This is a genomic window from Sphingobacterium bovisgrunnientis (assembly GCF_009829085.1).
Lineage (GTDB): Bacteria > Bacteroidota > Bacteroidia > Sphingobacteriales > Sphingobacteriaceae > Sphingobacterium > Sphingobacterium bovisgrunnientis.
The window spans coordinates 119,985-136,680 of sequence record NZ_WUQY01000002.1 but is presented as its reverse complement, the minus strand read 5'-3'; the positions used below and the strand labels follow the sequence as shown (position 1 = coordinate 136,680).

The window sequence follows — 16,696 nt, the reverse complement described above, 5'->3', positions numbered from 1 at the left end:
TGATATATTTGGAAAATAAATTAATTATCCAGTTATTTTATTTATGAATTATATAAATGAATTTATTTCTTTTTTAAAAAGACCAAAGGACTTTCAATTTGATATTTCGAGGTCTGAGAAATGGAAACTTTTTGCTATACTATTGCTCCTAAATATTGGAGTGCTATTTATAATTGTATATCCAATTTATTATTTTGTGAATTGGTTAATTCCGCTGCGACAGGCTGATTATTTGCAGAATTTCACTTTAGCCAAAAGTATTGTATTTCTAGTTTTTATTATTCCTTTTATTGAAGAACTTTTCTTCAGACTTGTTCTGCGATATTCTGGATTAGTAGAAGCTACTATGAGTCGCCGCTTTTGGGATCGTATTTTTCCATATTTGATATATGGTCTTTCCATTAGTTTTGGGTTAGTACACGTGAGTAATTATGCGAATAACGATTTCTGGTTTTATGTTTTTGCACCCTTATTAGTTATTTCACAATTATTTGGTGGATTCGTAACTTCGTATTTACGTGTTAGACTTAATTTTTGGTGGGGCTGTCTGTTTCATTTTAGTTGGAACTTTATTTTTGTAATAGTTTTAACTTTAGCTGAAAATTTAGTTTCTAAGCCTTATATCCAAAAGACAGATAATTATTCATTAACTATAGAAGAGAAACCTTTCTTTGAATCCGATGTTAAAAAATCAATAAATATTGATAGTTTAGAAGGTAAGTTGAAACAATTGGATGCTCAGCAATATCAATTACAAGCCGTATTGGATACTTTGTACGGTAAAGATAAGTATTATACGGAGAGTAATTTTTTGAAAATTGATTTTGATTCTCAAGAGGGAATTGATAAAGCTGAATTTATTGACTTGGTAAAAGAAGAATACGATATTATTTGTCTGAAAACCTATAAAAAGATAAATTAAAAAAGCGGCAATCAAATTGACTGCCGCTTAATTCAAATAGTTAGGGAAAATATTAGAATCTTAAATTCAAGCCGAACATAAAATTAGTTGTGGCCTGAGGGTAATAGAAATTGTAATAATCGCGTGTGCCTTGTGACTCAAAAATCTGTCCCCAAGTGTATCCCGATGTTACATACTTCGCATTGAAGATGTTGTTTACCGAAGCTAGCACATCTATATTCTTAAGCCCAAAAGCTGAAAAAGAATATTGGGATTTTAGATTTGTGTAGGTGAATGGATCAATAGAACGTTCTTTAGCCGTGGTGTTGTCAAGATAAACTCTGGAAACGTACTTGCTTACAAGTGATATTGACCATTTTTCCGCTGGTAAATAGGTGAAATTATTGGATAGGATAGTACTTGCTGCGTTGGCGATTGTAGTCCTCTTGTATTCATTGATTTCCACACCAACTTTTTCCCAGTTATCATCCAATATGGATACATTCTCCACGAAGTTCTTGATTTTATTTTCACTCAATGCTGCCGTTGCAGACCAGATGAATTTTGGGTGAATAGCCCAACTTGCATCTAATTCTACACCTATCCGATAGCTGTCAGGAACATTTTGACGGATAGGCGAGCCCACATTATTGATAGCACCCGTATTGATCAACTGATCTTTGTAGAGCATGGCATATACATTTGTTCCTAAATTTATGTTTGAAGTTTTGAAACGATAACCTGCTTCTATATCCTGCATTTTTTCAGGCTTTGGAAATTGGTTTAATGGATTTTCTACATAATCTTTTCGAACAGGCTCTTTGCTCGCATAGGCGTATGAAGCGTACACATTTGAGCTGGGATTAATAAAGTAGGTCGCTCCAAATTTGGGATTAAAGAATTTCAAATTGTCTTTGAAATTGAGGATTCTTCGACTCCCATCATCGAGGAATTCGTCGTCAGAACCCTGTCCTGAATAATTGATATGACGGTATTGCAAATCCAAGTTGAATAACCATTTGTCATTTTTGTAATCCGTCTTTAGATATATATTGAAATCCTTTTTAGTAGCATCATTCAGATAGTACTTGTCATCGAAGGATTTATTCGGGAAAATAGCAACATCAATTGCTTCGCCATAGTGATCTCCTGTGTACTGATTGAATGCTCCGCCTAATGTATAATTCCAAAACGAAGAAGGTTTAAAATTTAGCGAAAATGTTGTACCATAGAAGTGATTGTCCAACCATCTTCTGCGTACTACATCCGAACTTTTGATCTCTTCGCCATTTTGTATTACATTCGGAATATTGTATTTATATAATTTGTCATCTGCTTTAAATTCTTCAAAATAGCCTTTGCCTCTGGTATAGTGCAATGCTGTATTTAGATTCCACTTCTCGTTTGCTAAGTAGGTGTAATGTAAATGCGAATGCGTTTGTGTATAATTATCGGTTTGATCGTCATAGGTGTAATAATTATATCGTCTATCTGCATTCATTAGCCTATCCAATTCAGGTCCTCCATAGATTTCTAATGCATTATAAGCATACCTTTCTAATTCATCTTTACCCGTTCCTTTTAGAATAGGTTCAGGTGTGCCATACCAAGCTTGATATGTTTTCTCTTTTCCTGTGAAAACAGTTGCTTTCAAGATATGCTTGTCTGTATACAAGCCCCCGTCAATATAAAAAGATTTCAAGTCTGATGTTGCTCTTTCGATATATCCATTTGAGCTGATTCGTGATAATCTTGTATTGAACGAAAATTTATTGTTGATCAATCCTGTTCCTGCTTTAATCGTGTTTTTCCAAGAATTGAATGATCCGAAACTATTATTTAATTCCGCATAAGGTTTAGTTTCCAGAGCGTCAGTCTGAATATTTAGTGAAGCTCCGAAGGCTCCAGCGCCGTTTGTTGAAGTTCCGATTCCACGTTGAATTTGTATACTTTCGGTACTCGATGCAAAATCAGGAAGGTTAACAAAAAATGAGCCCATACTCTCTGCATCATTTAGGGGAATTCCATTTAATGTCACATTGATACGTTGATTATCTGAACCGCGAATAGTCATGTTTGTATAGCCAATTCCTGCTCCAGCATCCGAACCAATAATTACACCAGGAGTTTGATCCAATAAATAAGGAATGTCTTGACCGAGGTTGTTTTTTTTGAGTTCTTCCTTATTTAAATTTTTAAATGTGGTGGCAGAATTTTCCTTTGCACGTGTAGCATATACAAATACAGCATCCGATTGTATTTGGGAAAGTTCTAATTGGATCGTATAATTTGTTTGTGCAGTAGTTGCACTCCCAGAATATTCCTTGTAGCCGAGATGTTTTACACGAAGGGATACTGATTTTGAATTTCCTAAACTAAAGCTTGCCGTTCCACTCTCGTCAGTTTGATTTACGGTATTACCAACCGTCACGGTTGCATTTGCAAGTGGCGAAGATTTCTCATCTACTACCATCACAGTAATGTTTTGTTGTGCGAAACATACAGTCGCAAGTAGGACAAATGTCCAAGAAGCAATAAAATGCTTAAACATAAGTAAAAAATATTTTTTGAGTTAAACCCAATTACTGCAAGGGGTTACAGTAACCTCTATTTAACCGCCCATTCCCTACGCTGGCATTATCCAGATCAGGTGTGTTTAATTTCTTTCCTAAAAATTAAACCGGGTATATTCTCAGCCTGTCTTTGTGTTTGAAACAAGGCACCCCTATTTGATAATAGCGAAATTAGCTTTTTTTATCGTATAAATAAAAAAATGATATAATTTTTACTAAAAAATTGTATCTTTCTCAAAAATTAGATTCAGTCTATTTTTTAAAAATCACACAACACACACACAAAGTACATGATACAATACTTTACGGCTGATTATGTTATTCCTGTAACGTCAGATCCTATAAAAAATGGTATAGTAGCTATAGAGGATGGGAAAATAATAGGTATCTATAAGGAGTTAGATTCATCTATTAAAGCTGATGTGAAATCATTGTCTGGAGTTTTAATTCCAGGATTTATAAACACGCATTGTCATTTGGAGTTGTCTCATTTGGTTAAAGTAATTCCTGAAAAAATTGGTCTTGTAGAGTTTATAGGGAAGGTCATGGAATCTCGTGGCAACGATGTCACGAAGATAAATAAGGCTATGAAAAATGCGGATGATTTGATGTTTAATAATGGTATTCAGGCTGTTGGTGACCATGCAAATACCTCGTTATCTGCAGATATCAAACATAATAGCAATATTATATACCACACATTTGTAGAAATCATAGGTCTAAGGGAAGAGGAAGTAAATGCTAAAATTGATGAAGCAAGGGACATTGAGTTCTACTTTAATTCTATGCATTCATCTATCACTCCACACGCACCTTATTCTTGTTCCAAGTCATTATTTAAGGCTTTTAAAAAATCCATCACTGAGGACAATATAATTTCTATTCACAATCAAGAAAGTGAAGAGGAAAATAAATTGTTTAGATATAAGACAGGAGAATTTTTAAAGTTCTATGAGAGATTAGGTTTGGATTTGGAAGAGTTCAAAGCTCAAGCTCGTAATTCAATCCAGTCATATTTAAATTATTTACCTACAGCAAATCGTACTATATTAGTTCATAATACGTATACTTCGATTAAAGATTTGGATTTTATTACACGTATGGGACGCAAAGTGACTTTATGTTTATGTCCAAAAGCGAATCTTTACATTGAGGATACTTTGCCTAAAGCTCAATTATTTAATAATCATAAATTCGATATTGCATTAGGTACAGATAGCTTGGCTTCCAACGATACTTTAAGTATTTTGGATGAGTTGAAAACACTGCATAATGCTACTCGAGATTTAAACTTCTTAGAAACCATAAAATGGGCAACTATTAATGGAGCTAAAGCATTAGGTCTTGAAAAAGAGGTAGGCTCACTGGAAGTAGGTAAAAAGCCTGGCTTAGTCTTATTAAAAAATATGACTAATCTAAAGATGACCGATGAGGTAACCTTAGAAAGAATTATTTAATTGCTTACTTTTGCTTTGATGAAACACATAAATATCAAAGTAAAAGGTAAAGTTCAAGGCGTATATTTTAGAGCAACGACAAAGGCTGTAGCAGACCAATTGGGTGCTAAAGGCTTTGTCGTGAATTTGAAAGACGGGTCTGTATATATAGAGGCCGAAGGGGATAATTTTGCTTTGGATGCTTTGGTTGAATTCTGTCATGAAGGCCCTGATGATGCTGTAATAGAGTCTGTGGAGGTAGAGGAGATCGTTGAGCTAAAGGGTTTCAAGAATTTCGAAGTACTTAAACGTATTTAATTATCTCGCCTGTGTCTGCTATTAAAAAATTACTTAGCGATACCGTAATTTACGGACTGACAACCATTATATCCCGTGTCTTAAATTTTCTTTTGACACCATTTTTTACCCGTAGTCTGGAGACCTCACTCTACGGAATTTTTACCAATCTGTATGCTTATGCAGCGATGATCAATGCCGTGTTGGCATTTGGTATGGAGACTACCTATTTTAGGTATTTGCAACGTGTAGAGAAGGAAGACAAGGAAAAAGTCTTCAACACTAGTTTTGTTGTTACTTTATTTGCTACTGTGGTTTTTGTCGGTAGTATGTTTATCTTTGCTCAACCTATTGCTACCTTTATTAAGTCAGTAGAGCTAGATCTTGAAGAATACATTGTATTTGTAAAGTTTTTTGCTGTTATATTGGCAGCAGATGCATTAGCTGTAGTGCCATTTGCTCGTTTGAGAGCTGAGGGGCGTCCAATTCGGTACAGCACGATTAAAATTATAAATATTCTTGTCCTTGTATTTTGTAATCTGTTTTTGCTTTTTTGGCTGCCAAGTTTAGTTAAGGAATATACATTTTGGCAAAATATCTCTTCGGGATGGTTTAGAAACGGTTGGTTAGGCAATGTTTTTATATCTAATCTGATTGCAAGTTTGGTGACTTTGGTAATGCTTATCCCTCAGATTTTAAAATTCTCTTTTAAAATTGATATGGCTTTGTTGAGGAGCATGCTTAATTACAGTTTTCCAATTTTAATAGCGAATATTTCCTTCATCATTAATGAGCACTTGGATAAAATGATGTTCCCGAAATTGGTTCCTACAGCAGATGGGGAGCGAGACTTGGGAATTTATGGTGCAGTAGCTAAGCTTGCTATCTTTCTGAACCTTTTTGTGACAGCTTTTCGTTTAGGTGCAGAACCATTTTTCTTCTCTTATGCCAAAAATCAAAATGCGAAACAGGTTTATGCTAAGATTATGGAGTATTTCATCATTGCGATGGTCTTGGTCATGATTGGTCTTTGTGCAAATATATCTTGGCTAAAGAATTTTATCCGTGGAGGAGAGTTAACAGCAGAAGTGTATTGGACAGGGTTGTACATTGTGCCTATTTTACTTTTCAATAATGTTTTGCTGGGTATTTATATGAATCTTTCGATATGGTATAGATTATCTGATCAGACACGCTATGGACTTTATATATCTGTTGTCGGAGCAATTATTACGGTGATTTTAAATGTTGTACTTATACCGACATATTCGTATTTGGGCGCAGCACTTTCTACTACGCTAACATATTTTGTGATGGTGACGATGTCATATTGCCTTGGTCAGAAAAACTATCAAATCCCTTATAATGTGTTGAAGTCTTTCTTTTATCTTATTTTAGCGATCATTTCAACCGCCCTTATGTACTATGTCTTTAATAACAATCTATTGTTAAGTAATGCGTTATTGATTGTAGTTATAGGTTTGGTTTTTTACTTAGAAAGAAATTTTATTAAATCTGTAGCGGTCAAGCTTAAAAAATAGTTATATATTAGATTTAAATTATTTAACTGTTTATGAAAAGACTTTTACTCTTTGTGATGATTTTATCATCTTTTAGTTCTGTATTCGCGCAGGAATCAACAGAACAATTACCTCATTTTAGAAAAAATGACATTTTAATTGATCCTTTTTGGCTTATAGGTGGTTTGGCATTAAATGCTTCTTACGAGCGAATTATTTCTGAAGATTCGGGTATAGGAGCGAATGCTATATTTGGGTTTGGTGATGATCTGGAAGAATTTACACAAATATCACCATTTTACAGAGCTTATTTTGGTAGTAAGTATGCTTCTGGTTTCTTTATTGAAGGTTTTGCTCCGATAACTGTAAGTAGAGAGTACGATAATGTTTTTTGGACAGATGAAAATAATAGGGGTAATAGTGCGGTATATACTACGGGTGGCTTAGGCTTTGGTTTAGGTGCAAAGTGGGTTGCAAAGAAAAAATTTGTTTTTGAATTGAACATAGGAATTGCACGTAAGTTTATAGGCGACCGCGGACCTGGTAGTGAAGTGACGGGCAAAGGAATGTTAGGTGTTGGATTTGCCTTTTAACAAAATAAAATTAGCCGTTTAATCTTAAACGGCTAATTCTGAAAAATTATATTTTATATCTTCTAATACTTCGAGTATTTCTTTTTCTGAAGAAAGACTTACTAATTTCATACGTTGCTCTTTAAAATTAGGTATGCCTTTGAAATAATTGGAATAATGTCTGCGCATTTCAAATATCCCTAATTTATCACCTTTCCACTCAATGGATTTCGTTAAGTGTGTTTTACAAACTTCCACACGTTCCGCAATTGTTGGCCCATCTAAGCGTTCGCCTGTTTCGAAGAAATGCTTTATCTCTCTGAAAATCCAAGGATAACCAATAGCAGCGCGACCAATCATTATGCCATCTACTTCAAATTCTTTACGCCAGGCTGCAGCTTTCTCCACAGAATCCACATCGCCATTTCCAAAAATTGGGATTTTAATTCGCGGATTTTTCTTTACATCACGTATCATCGTCCAATCCGCTTCGCCTTTATAAAGTTGTGCTCTCGTACGCCCATGAATTGCTAGTGCCTTTATACCAACATCTTGCAGACGTTCAGCCACTTCGTATACGTTTTTTGTATTGTCATCCCAGCCCAAACGAGTTTTAACAGTTACAGGTAGGTGCGTAGCCTCGACAACAGCTTTAGTCATAGCGACCATTTTATCGATGTCTTGTAATAAAGAGGATCCGGCACCCTTGCATACCACCTTCTTCACAGGACAACCGTAGTTGATGTCGATCAAATTGGGGTTTGCTTTGGTACAGATCTCCGCAGATTTACGCATACTTTCGATGTCGCCACCAAAAATTTGAATTCCGATAGGTCTTTCGTATTCGAAAATATCAAGTTTCTGAACAGATTTAGCTGCATCACGAATCAATCCCTCCGAAGAGATAAATTCTGTATACATCAAATCCACTCCATTTTGTTTGCAAACATACCGGAACGGAGGATCGCTGACATCTTCCATCGGAGCTAACAATAAAGGGAATGCTCCAAGGTCAATATTTTCACCAATTTTTACTGACATGCTACAAAAGTACGGAATAATTTACAAAATATTAAAAGCAACTATGTTGCATTATTATTTTTTTGTATACTTGCAACATTGTTGCAACAATAAGTTTATTCATTTTATCAATTAAAAATTATGTTAAGAAAAATTTCATCCAAATTGCTAGGGCTTGCTAGCGTAATTATGTTGTTAAGTGCATGTGCTGATAAGGAAGATTCAATTATAGAGTTGGATTTGAGAAAGTCAGAATTAGTTTTTACACCAGTCACTGGTGAATCAGTTCAAGCACATGGAGATCATTTTCATGGTTTAGATAATGGAGAATTAGGTTCTCCTTCTGTACTTACATTTGATAAAAATGGCAAAGTTGTGGGCGATGATTTATTAAAGATTAAGTCGGATGTTGCGTATAAAATTGATTTGAAGTCTTGGGATGAATCAGGGAAAGAGATACAAAATGATTTTATTAAGGACAAGTTGACGGCAGATGAGTATAAGGCTTTTCTAGTAGGGGCAGATTTTAAGCTAAATCCAGATTCTGAGAATGAACAAGGAGCGTTATTTCAACCACGCGAGAAAAAATATGGTGATAACACGGATGTTTCAGGTAAGTATGAAGTTACTGGTGTGTTGTCTTATTTTATTTTGGGCAAGGAAAATCAAGAAAAATTGCCTACCAAAGTTACTTTTGTGCTACGCAAATTGAATGAAGGTATAAAAGGAAAGATAGAGCGTACCGATTGGAATAGAGCAGACTATAAAGCTGCATTTCCAGGTCAAAATGTACTGGAACTTAATTTTGAAATCCACGCACAATAAATAAATCTTAAGGAGAAGTGATTTAAACTTCTCCTTAATTTAACTATTTTATTTGATTTACAAACTCTTTTATTGCCTGTGCAGGATCGTCAGTTTTCATAAAGTTTTCGCCAATAAGGAAACTATTAAACCCTCTTTCTTTTAGATCCTTGATTGTCTCAGGATTTGAAATTCCACTTTCTGATACTTTGATATAATTATTTGGAATTTTATTAACCAAATCATAGGAGTGTTCAAGCGAAACTGAAAAATCCTTCAGATTGCGGTTGTTTACACCGATCGCATCAATGTTTGGAAAAATATTTTGAACAAGCTCTTCCTCATTGTGTACTTCTAATAATATATTAAGTCCTAATGATTTAGCGTAATTGGAAAAATCTTCTATTTCTTCTGGTGTTAAGCAAGCTGCTATCAAAAGAATAATATCTGCACCATACGCTTTTGCTTCAGCGATTTGGTATTTGTCAACTATAAATTCTTTTCGTAACAAGGGGATAGTAAGTACAGCACGAGCTTGTGTCAAATCAGCTAAAGTACCTTGAAAAAAATCAGTATCCGTTAACACGGATATTGCGGAAGTGCCTGCATTTTGATAGCCTAACACGACTTCTTCAACAGTAGAATGTCCGTTAATCAACCCTTTCGATGGTGAAGCACGTTTATACTCTGCAATAATTCCAGTTCTATCGGGATGTAGTACGGATTCTTTCAGTGAATAACAAGTTCTCTCGAATAGTGGGTATTGGATCAATTCCTCTAAAGAAACTTTGGATTTCGCTTCTGCAACCTCCTGTCTCTTTCTTTCTACGATTTTATCTAAAATAGTCATTGCTCTTATTTTAACCAATTAGCGATTAGTAACTTACCGTTGTCCGTCAAGACAGATTCTGGATGAAATTGCATTCCACGTACGTCATATTCTTTATGTGTCAATGCCATGATTATTCCATTTTCGTCTACTGCCGTGACATATAGTGAATCGGGTAGGGTATTTGGATCCACTGCCCAAGAGTGATAGCGACCAATTTTAGAGTCTTTTGGGAAATTTTGAAATAATTTTTCCGAATTATCTATTACATTAATCGGCGTAGCTACACCGTGCAAAGGCTTTGGTAAATTAAATAATGTTCCGCCGAAAACCTCAGCTATAGCTTGTTGACCTAAGCAAATACCCAAGATGCTTTTAGTCGGGGCATATTTGCGTATTACATCTAGCAACAATCCTGCTTCTTCGGGGATACCTGGCCCTGGAGACAGCAATATTTTGTCAAATTGCTCAACATAGTCTAATTCGAATTTGTCATTACGTACGACCACGTAATCTTGATTCAACTCTTGCAATAAGTGAACTAAATTGTATGTAAATGAGTCATAATTATCAATGACCAATATCTTTGCTTTCATTCTTTTTGAATCTACCTCACTTTTTAAAATCGAATCTATTTTTTCGAATGTTTCTGATTTTTTGATGTATTGTTTTTTTAATTCTTCCAATTCGTTAATGCGACTATTTATTGTGGCAATCGAATCGTTGAAGTGTTGTATATCTGTACAGTAATCTAATGGACGTATCATATATTTTGAGCTAAATCTAAAGCTCTGCGTAATGCAGCAATTTTGTTATTTACTTCTTGCAATTCTTTCTCTGGATCTGAATCCAATACAATGCCTGCACCAGCTTGGTAATGCAATACATTCTTTTTACTAAGGAACGATCGAATCATGATGGCATGGTTAAAATCTCCATTGAATCCCATATAACCCAAAGCACCCGAATAGAAAGAGCGTTGCAAACCTTCGTAACGATCAATCAGAGTTAGTGCCATATGCTTTGGAGCCCCCGAAAGTGTTCCAGCAGGATAAGTGTCACCGACAACGTCAAATGGGTTGGTATTCTCTTTTAATTTGCCTGATACCTTAGATACCAAATGTATAATATGCGAATAATATTGGGCTTCTTTGTACGATTTCACTTCCACATGATGACAATGTCTGCTCAAGTCATTGCGCGCCAAATCCACTAACATCACGTGTTCTGCAGATTCTTTAGGGTCATTTTTTAATGATTCCGCAATTTTTTCATCCTCTTCTAGATTCCCAGTTCGTTTGAAAGTACCAGCAATAGGATAAATAGTTGCCACATCTTTTTTGATGGTAATCTGTGCTTCAGGTGAAGATCCGAATAGTTTGAAATCGCCATAATCGAAATAGAATAAATATGGCGAAGGATTGATCGAGCGAAGTGCGCGGTATACGTTGAATTCATCACCAGCAAAAGGTGTTGAAAAACCTCTTGAAGGAACAATTTGAAACACGTCTCCGCGTTGGATATGTACTTTCATTTTGTTTACCAAGGTTTTGAATTCTTCATCTGTCATGTTCGAAGATTCTTCTCCTTTGACTTCAAACGAATATTCTGGGAAGTTTTTATTTTGAATCAAATATTCTAAACGGTCTAAATCAGATTCTTCACCATCTAAAAGATTTTCGAAAATATAAAGCTGATTTCTAAAGTGGTCGATAGCAATGACATATTTGTAGACATGGTATTGCATGAAAGGTATATTTCGCGCGTCATCTGCATCAGCGGTCAGCTTGATGTCTTCAAAATGTTCAACAGCATCGAATGTAAAATAACCGAATAAACCATTAGAAATTACATTTACCTCTGGAAGTTCAAGTCCCTCAAAAGATTTGCGAAATGCAGATACCTCTTCGCGTAAATTTATTTGACTTGCTTGTTTAATTTCTTTTGGTTGATTTGGGTAGGATATGGATAATTCTTGGTCATTTAAAATAATTCCAGCGATTTGTTGGCAACATATATAGCTGATGTTATTGTCGCGGCTGTGGTATTCGGAACTTTCCAACAGGAGACTGTTTGGAAAGGTATCTCTTAATCGCAAATATATACTCACCGGAGTGGTCGTGTCCGCTAGTATTCTTTTATAATTAGTTTTAAATGAATATCTCATATTTTTCAAATAAGTTGTCAATAATAACAAAAAAAGCCCGATGTATATACATCGGGCTTAAATGGTTTTGGTTGATTTAATAAAAATGTTTTATCTTGAATACCATTATAGACTAGTTCCCGATGCTTATAGCTTCAGGCCACCACCAATACTGATATGTAACAATCGTTTGCATTAACGATACAAATATTGTAATTAATTTTATATATTCAAACAAAAATTGAAAAAAAAATAACAAAACTTATGAATGTTTAATCATTTAATAAATCAGGTCTTCTTTCCCTTGTTCTTACAAGCTGCTGTTCGTCACGCCATTCGTTGATTTTTGCTTCATTTCCGCTCAATAAGATATCTGGTACACGAAATCCTCGCCATTCTGCGGGTCGGGTATAGATCGGTGCATCCAATAACCCATCTTGAAATGAGTCTGAAAGCGCAGAAGTCTCATCCGATAACACACCAGGTATTAATCGTACTACAGCGTCAACAACAATAGCCGCTGGTAATTCACCACCAGAAAGTACATAATCCCCAATAGAAATTTCTTTTGTAACGAATACATCGCGGATGCGTTGATCTATACCTTTATAATGACCACATAGGATGATAATATTTCCTTTAGTGGATAAATCATTTGCAATACTTTGATTTAAAGTGACACCATCTGGGGTCATATAAATTATGTCATCATAATCTCTTTCGCTTTGTAATTTTTCAATGCATAATGCAAAAGGTTCAATTTGCATAACCATACCAGATCCTCCTCCGTAGGGGTAGTCGTCCACAGACTTTTGTTTATTAACGGCATAATCACGAAGATTATGGACATGAATTTCTGCGATTCCTTTTTTTTGGGCACGCTGAAGAATGGAATGCGCAAAGGGACTCTCTAGTAATGATGGTAATACGGTGATGATATCAAATCTCATTTTGCAAAGATAGAAAACATTGTATTGAAATGGGAAAGTATCTCTTTACAGTTTTGTGACAGTAGATTTTTAATCTTAATATTTTGTTAATACAATGGTGTTCAAAATTAAATTCTGTTAAAGTTAGCTTTTATCGAATGATTGCCACTTTATTTATTTGTTGAATATTTAATAGTTATGTGTGGTTATTTGTTGATTAATCTTAACCATCTATATTTTTTATTGAAAAACTTGCAATAACAACTTCTATATTATACATTTGCCTTCCATTCTGTTAAATAATGTTAAACAGAATTTTCACAACTAACTATTTATTTATTCTAAATTAATGAAAGGCACATTGTATGCAATTCATTAATAGATAATAGTCTACCGTCTATTCTCCTCTTAAAAGTTGTATATACAATTTAGTTTGTAAATATTTTAAAACAATTAATAAACACATGAAACAAAAGTTACTCAGTACTATGTTTGCGGTAGCTTGCATTGCAAGTTCATCGTATGCACAAGAACGTCAAGTGAGTGGTAAAGTAACTGCAGCGAATGGATCTCCAATAGGTGGTGTTTCTATTTCCGTAGTAGGTACTTCAACAGCAACTCAAACTGATGCATCTGGAAGTTTTACTTTATCTGCAGCTCCTGGTGCTACTATAAGTGCTTCCTCTATTGGCTATATTACACAACGAGTGAGTGTTGGCAATTCTTCTATAATTTCAATTGTATTGCAAGCAGATGATACAGAATTAGAAGAAGTAGTAGTAGTAGGTTATGGAAGCACGACTAAAGAGGCGTTCACAGGATCAGCTAAGAAAGTTGATGGCGCAAACTTACAACAAAAGAACGTATCTAACATTTCCCAAGCAATTGCTGGTGAAGTAGCAGGTCTTCAGGTCGTTAATGGTTCAGGTCAGCCAGGTACAGCTGCTACCGTTCGTATTCGTGGTTTTGGTTCTGTAAATGGTAATAGAGATCCATTATATGTTGTAGATGGAGTTCCTTATTCTGGGAATTTAACATCTATCAACAATTCTGATATTGCTTCTGTAACCGTTTTGAAGGATGCAACAGCTACAGCTATCTACGGTTCTCGTGGTGCGAATGGTGTAATTGTTATAACTACAAAAAATGGTCGTGGTCAAGAGTCATTTATCGAAGCTGATGTTAATGTTGGATCAAATATGGCTTTATTGCCTCGTTATGATGTAATTAAAAGTCCAGAACAATACGCAGGTTTAGCGTGGGAAGGTTTATACAACTATGCGCAGATTATTGGTGGTTACACTAATGAACAGGCTACAACCTACGCAAATGGACAAATTGTGAGTGCGGGAGCAGGAAAATTAAATATTTGGAATGTAACAAACGGATCTGAATTAATAGATCCTGCTACAAGAACAGTATTGTCTTCTGCAACGCGTAAATTCGATCCTGAAAATTGGGAAGATTACGCTTTCCAAAATTCTACTCGTACAGATGTGAATGTTAAGTTTGGTGGTTCTTCTGATAAGACAAACTATTTTACTTCATACGGATACTTAGGGGATAAAGGATATTCAATTAATTCAGATTTTGAGCGTTTCTCTGCTCGCGTAAACATTGACCATAAAGTTAAGCCTTGGTTGAATGTTGGTTTGAATCTAAATTTATCGAAGTCGGAGCGAAATAACAATGGACAATCAGAAGATTCTGGAAGTATTTTCTGGTTTGTGGATAATATTCCTTCAATCTATCCATTGTTTACAAGAAATGCTGATGGTAGCAAAATTGAAAACACTATATATGGTGGTTACGAATTTGACTATGGTCAAAACAGAAGATTTGGCGCTTTAACTAACTCAATCGCTGATGCAACTTACGGTGTTGATCGTCACAACAGAAGTGAATTGAATGGTAGAGGTTATTTGAATTTTAATATTGTAGATGGATTAACATTTGAAAATTCATTTGGATATCAATATTACAACAATAACTATGTATCTAAGAATGACAAATTCTTTGGCTCTGCGGCTTCGACAAACGGTTCATTGTATAAAAATAATTCAGAAATGAATTTTTATAACATTTTGAACTTGTTGCGTTACAAAAAATCATTCGCTTCTCATAACTTTGAGGCATTGGTGGCTCACGAGTCAAGTGAATTTAAAGTACAAAATACTATTCTTTCGGGTAATCAATTGGTAGATCCATACTCTTTGGATTTCAACAATGTGATTGTTACAAATCCAAATTCAGGATATACTAATTCATATGCGTTAGAGAGTTTCTTCGGGCAAGTGAATTATGATTATGATGGAAAATACTTGTTATCAGGTAGTGTTCGTCGTGATGGTTCGTCGAGATTCTTGAATAACAAATGGGGTACTTTTGGTGCTATTGGTGCTGGATGGGTTGTCTCAAATGAGGAATTCATGAATATTGATGCTATCGATTTCTTGAAATTAAAAGCTTCTTATGGTGTTATTGGAGATCAAGGTGGTGTAGGATATTATCCAGGTTATGATAAATTTAACATTGTAAATGTTAATGACAAGCCTGCCTTTTCATTTGATACAAAAGGTAATCCAGACTTGACTTGGGAAACATCTAAAATGTTCCAAACAGGTGTTGAGTTCAGATTAGGTAACTATTTGACAGGTAATGTTGAATACTATTTAAAGAACACATCAAACTTAATATTTGACAGACGTATAGGACCTTCAATCGGTTTTGCTATGGTTCGTGTAAATGACGGAAATCTAAGAAACCAAGGTTTAGAATTTGATTTGACAGGTCATATCTTGAAAAATAGTGATTACTATTTAGACTTATCGATTATTGGTGAGACTTTCAAAAATAAGATTACTAAGATGCCTATCGATCCTTCTACTGAATTACCAAAAATATTGGATATTCAAGGGAACTATGGTTGGGCAGAAGGTCATTCAATCTATGATTTTTACATAAGAGATTTTGCTGGTGTAGACCCTAATGATGGAAGAAGCACTTGGAAAGTGTTCTATACGGACAATAATGCAAATGGTCAATTTGATGCAGGAGAGCAAATTGCTTCTTTGAATCAATTTGAGAATCCAAATCAAGATGAAATCAAAGAAGGTACAACTAAAACGTATTCTCAAGCAACTCAATTTTATACAGGTAAATCTGCTGTTCCCAAATTGAGAGGTGCATTAAACTTGAGAGCAGGTTACAAAAACTTTGATCTATCTGTTCAAATGTTATATTCTTTCGGTGGTTATGCTTATGATGCAGCTTACGCAGGTTTGATGGGTAATGGTACAGTAGGTGGTAACAATTGGCATTCGGATATCTTAAATAGATGGCAAAAACCAGGTGACATTACGGATGTACCTCGTATTTCTAACAATGCTACAACTGATCAAAACGTGAGTTCAAGTTCTACACGCTTTTTAACAAAGGCAAATTACTTGTCACTTAACAATATTCGTTTAGGATACAATTTTGACAAAAGTTTGGTGTCTGTTATGGGATTGAAAAACCTAGGTGTTTGGGTGTCAGCTGATAACTTATGGTACAAGTCAGCTCGTAAAGGATTCTATCCTTCAACTGCTGAGGCTGGTAACTCTAATATGTACAGATACTCTCCATTATCAACAATTTCTGCTGGTTTAAGAGCTAAATTTTAATACT

General features: G+C 35.0%; 13 protein-coding genes. 7 read left to right on the top strand and 6 right to left on the bottom strand.

The features are described 5' to 3' along the window. Window positions 1–43: 43 nt before the first annotated feature. Window positions 44–922: a CPBP family intramembrane glutamic endopeptidase gene (locus tag GOQ16_RS01900; protein WP_160067359.1), complete on the top strand. Its 879-nt coding sequence runs from the start codon at window positions 44–46 to the stop codon at window positions 920–922. A 52-nt stretch (window positions 923–974) separates the two neighbouring features. Here the strand turns inward: GOQ16_RS01900 and GOQ16_RS01895 are convergent, their stop codons facing one another. Continuing rightward, window positions 975–3,452 carry a TonB-dependent receptor gene (locus GOQ16_RS01895; protein WP_160067357.1) on the bottom strand — a complete coding sequence of 826 codons (2,478 nt, stop codon included), beginning with the start codon at window positions 3,450–3,452 and terminating at the stop codon, window positions 975–977. 312 nt (window positions 3,453–3,764) lie between these two features. Here GOQ16_RS01895 and GOQ16_RS01890 point away from each other — a divergent pair, with 312 nt between their 5' ends. The 4 genes from GOQ16_RS01890 to GOQ16_RS01875 are packed head-to-tail and all read left to right on the top strand — an operon-like array spanning window position 3,765 to window position 7,320. Beyond that, entirely contained in the window at window positions 3,765–4,931 is a 1,167-nt protein-coding gene (locus GOQ16_RS01890) for an amidohydrolase family protein (protein WP_160067354.1), read from the top strand. 18 nt (window positions 4,932–4,949) lie between these two features. Then, on the top strand, window positions 4,950–5,228 hold the full coding sequence (locus tag GOQ16_RS01885) for an acylphosphatase (protein ID WP_160067352.1): 279 nt from the start codon (window positions 4,950–4,952) through the stop codon (window positions 5,226–5,228). 11 nt (window positions 5,229–5,239) lie between these two features. Beyond that, window positions 5,240–6,748 (top strand): oligosaccharide flippase family protein, encoded by a 1,509-nt coding sequence (locus tag GOQ16_RS01880; RefSeq protein ID WP_160067350.1) that lies wholly within the window; start codon window positions 5,240–5,242, stop codon window positions 6,746–6,748. 32 nt (window positions 6,749–6,780) lie between these two features. Continuing rightward, window positions 6,781–7,320 carry a hypothetical protein gene (locus GOQ16_RS01875; protein ID WP_160067348.1) on the top strand — a complete coding sequence of 180 codons (540 nt, stop codon included), beginning with the start codon at window positions 6,781–6,783 and terminating at the stop codon, window positions 7,318–7,320. 24 nt (window positions 7,321–7,344) lie between these two features. Here the strand turns inward: GOQ16_RS01875 and dusB are convergent, their stop codons facing one another. Then, window positions 7,345–8,340 (bottom strand): tRNA dihydrouridine synthase DusB, encoded by a 996-nt coding sequence (dusB, locus tag GOQ16_RS01870; protein ID WP_160067346.1) that lies wholly within the window; start codon window positions 8,338–8,340, stop codon window positions 7,345–7,347. 120 nt (window positions 8,341–8,460) lie between these two features. Between dusB and GOQ16_RS01865 the strand changes: the two genes are divergently transcribed. Beyond that, window positions 8,461–9,144 carry a hypothetical protein gene (locus GOQ16_RS01865; protein WP_160067344.1) on the top strand — a complete coding sequence of 228 codons (684 nt, stop codon included), beginning with the start codon at window positions 8,461–8,463 and terminating at the stop codon, window positions 9,142–9,144. A gap of 43 nt (window positions 9,145–9,187) precedes the next feature. On the opposite strand, the gene trpC is transcribed toward GOQ16_RS01865, so the two are convergent. The 4 genes from trpC to trmD all read right to left on the bottom strand — a co-directional run bounded on the left by trpC (window position 9,188) and on the right by trmD (window position 13,048). Next, a complete protein-coding gene (gene trpC / locus GOQ16_RS01860; protein WP_160067342.1) occupies window positions 9,188–9,973 on the bottom strand; it encodes an indole-3-glycerol phosphate synthase TrpC in 786 nt (261 codons plus the stop codon). Window positions 9,974–9,978: 5 nt separating this feature from the next. Then, window positions 9,979–10,548, bottom strand: a complete 570-nt coding sequence (locus GOQ16_RS01855) for an anthranilate synthase component II (protein ID WP_149913622.1) — start codon at window positions 10,546–10,548, stop codon at window positions 9,979–9,981. Window positions 10,549–10,715: 167 nt separating this feature from the next. Further along, a complete protein-coding gene (locus GOQ16_RS01850) occupies window positions 10,716–12,119 on the bottom strand; it encodes an anthranilate synthase component I family protein (RefSeq protein ID WP_160067340.1) in 1,404 nt (467 codons plus the stop codon). A gap of 251 nt (window positions 12,120–12,370) precedes the next feature. Further along, a complete protein-coding gene (gene trmD / locus GOQ16_RS01845) occupies window positions 12,371–13,048 on the bottom strand; it encodes a tRNA (guanosine(37)-N1)-methyltransferase TrmD (RefSeq protein WP_160067338.1) in 678 nt (225 codons plus the stop codon). Between the two features lie 443 nt (window positions 13,049–13,491). Between trmD and GOQ16_RS01840 the strand changes: the two genes are divergently transcribed. After that, the gene (locus tag GOQ16_RS01840) at window positions 13,492–16,692 is read left to right on the top strand and encodes a SusC/RagA family TonB-linked outer membrane protein (protein WP_160067336.1); all 3,201 of its coding nucleotides are present in this window, start codon (window positions 13,492–13,494) and stop codon (window positions 16,690–16,692) included. Window positions 16,693–16,696: the final 4 nt, after the last annotated feature.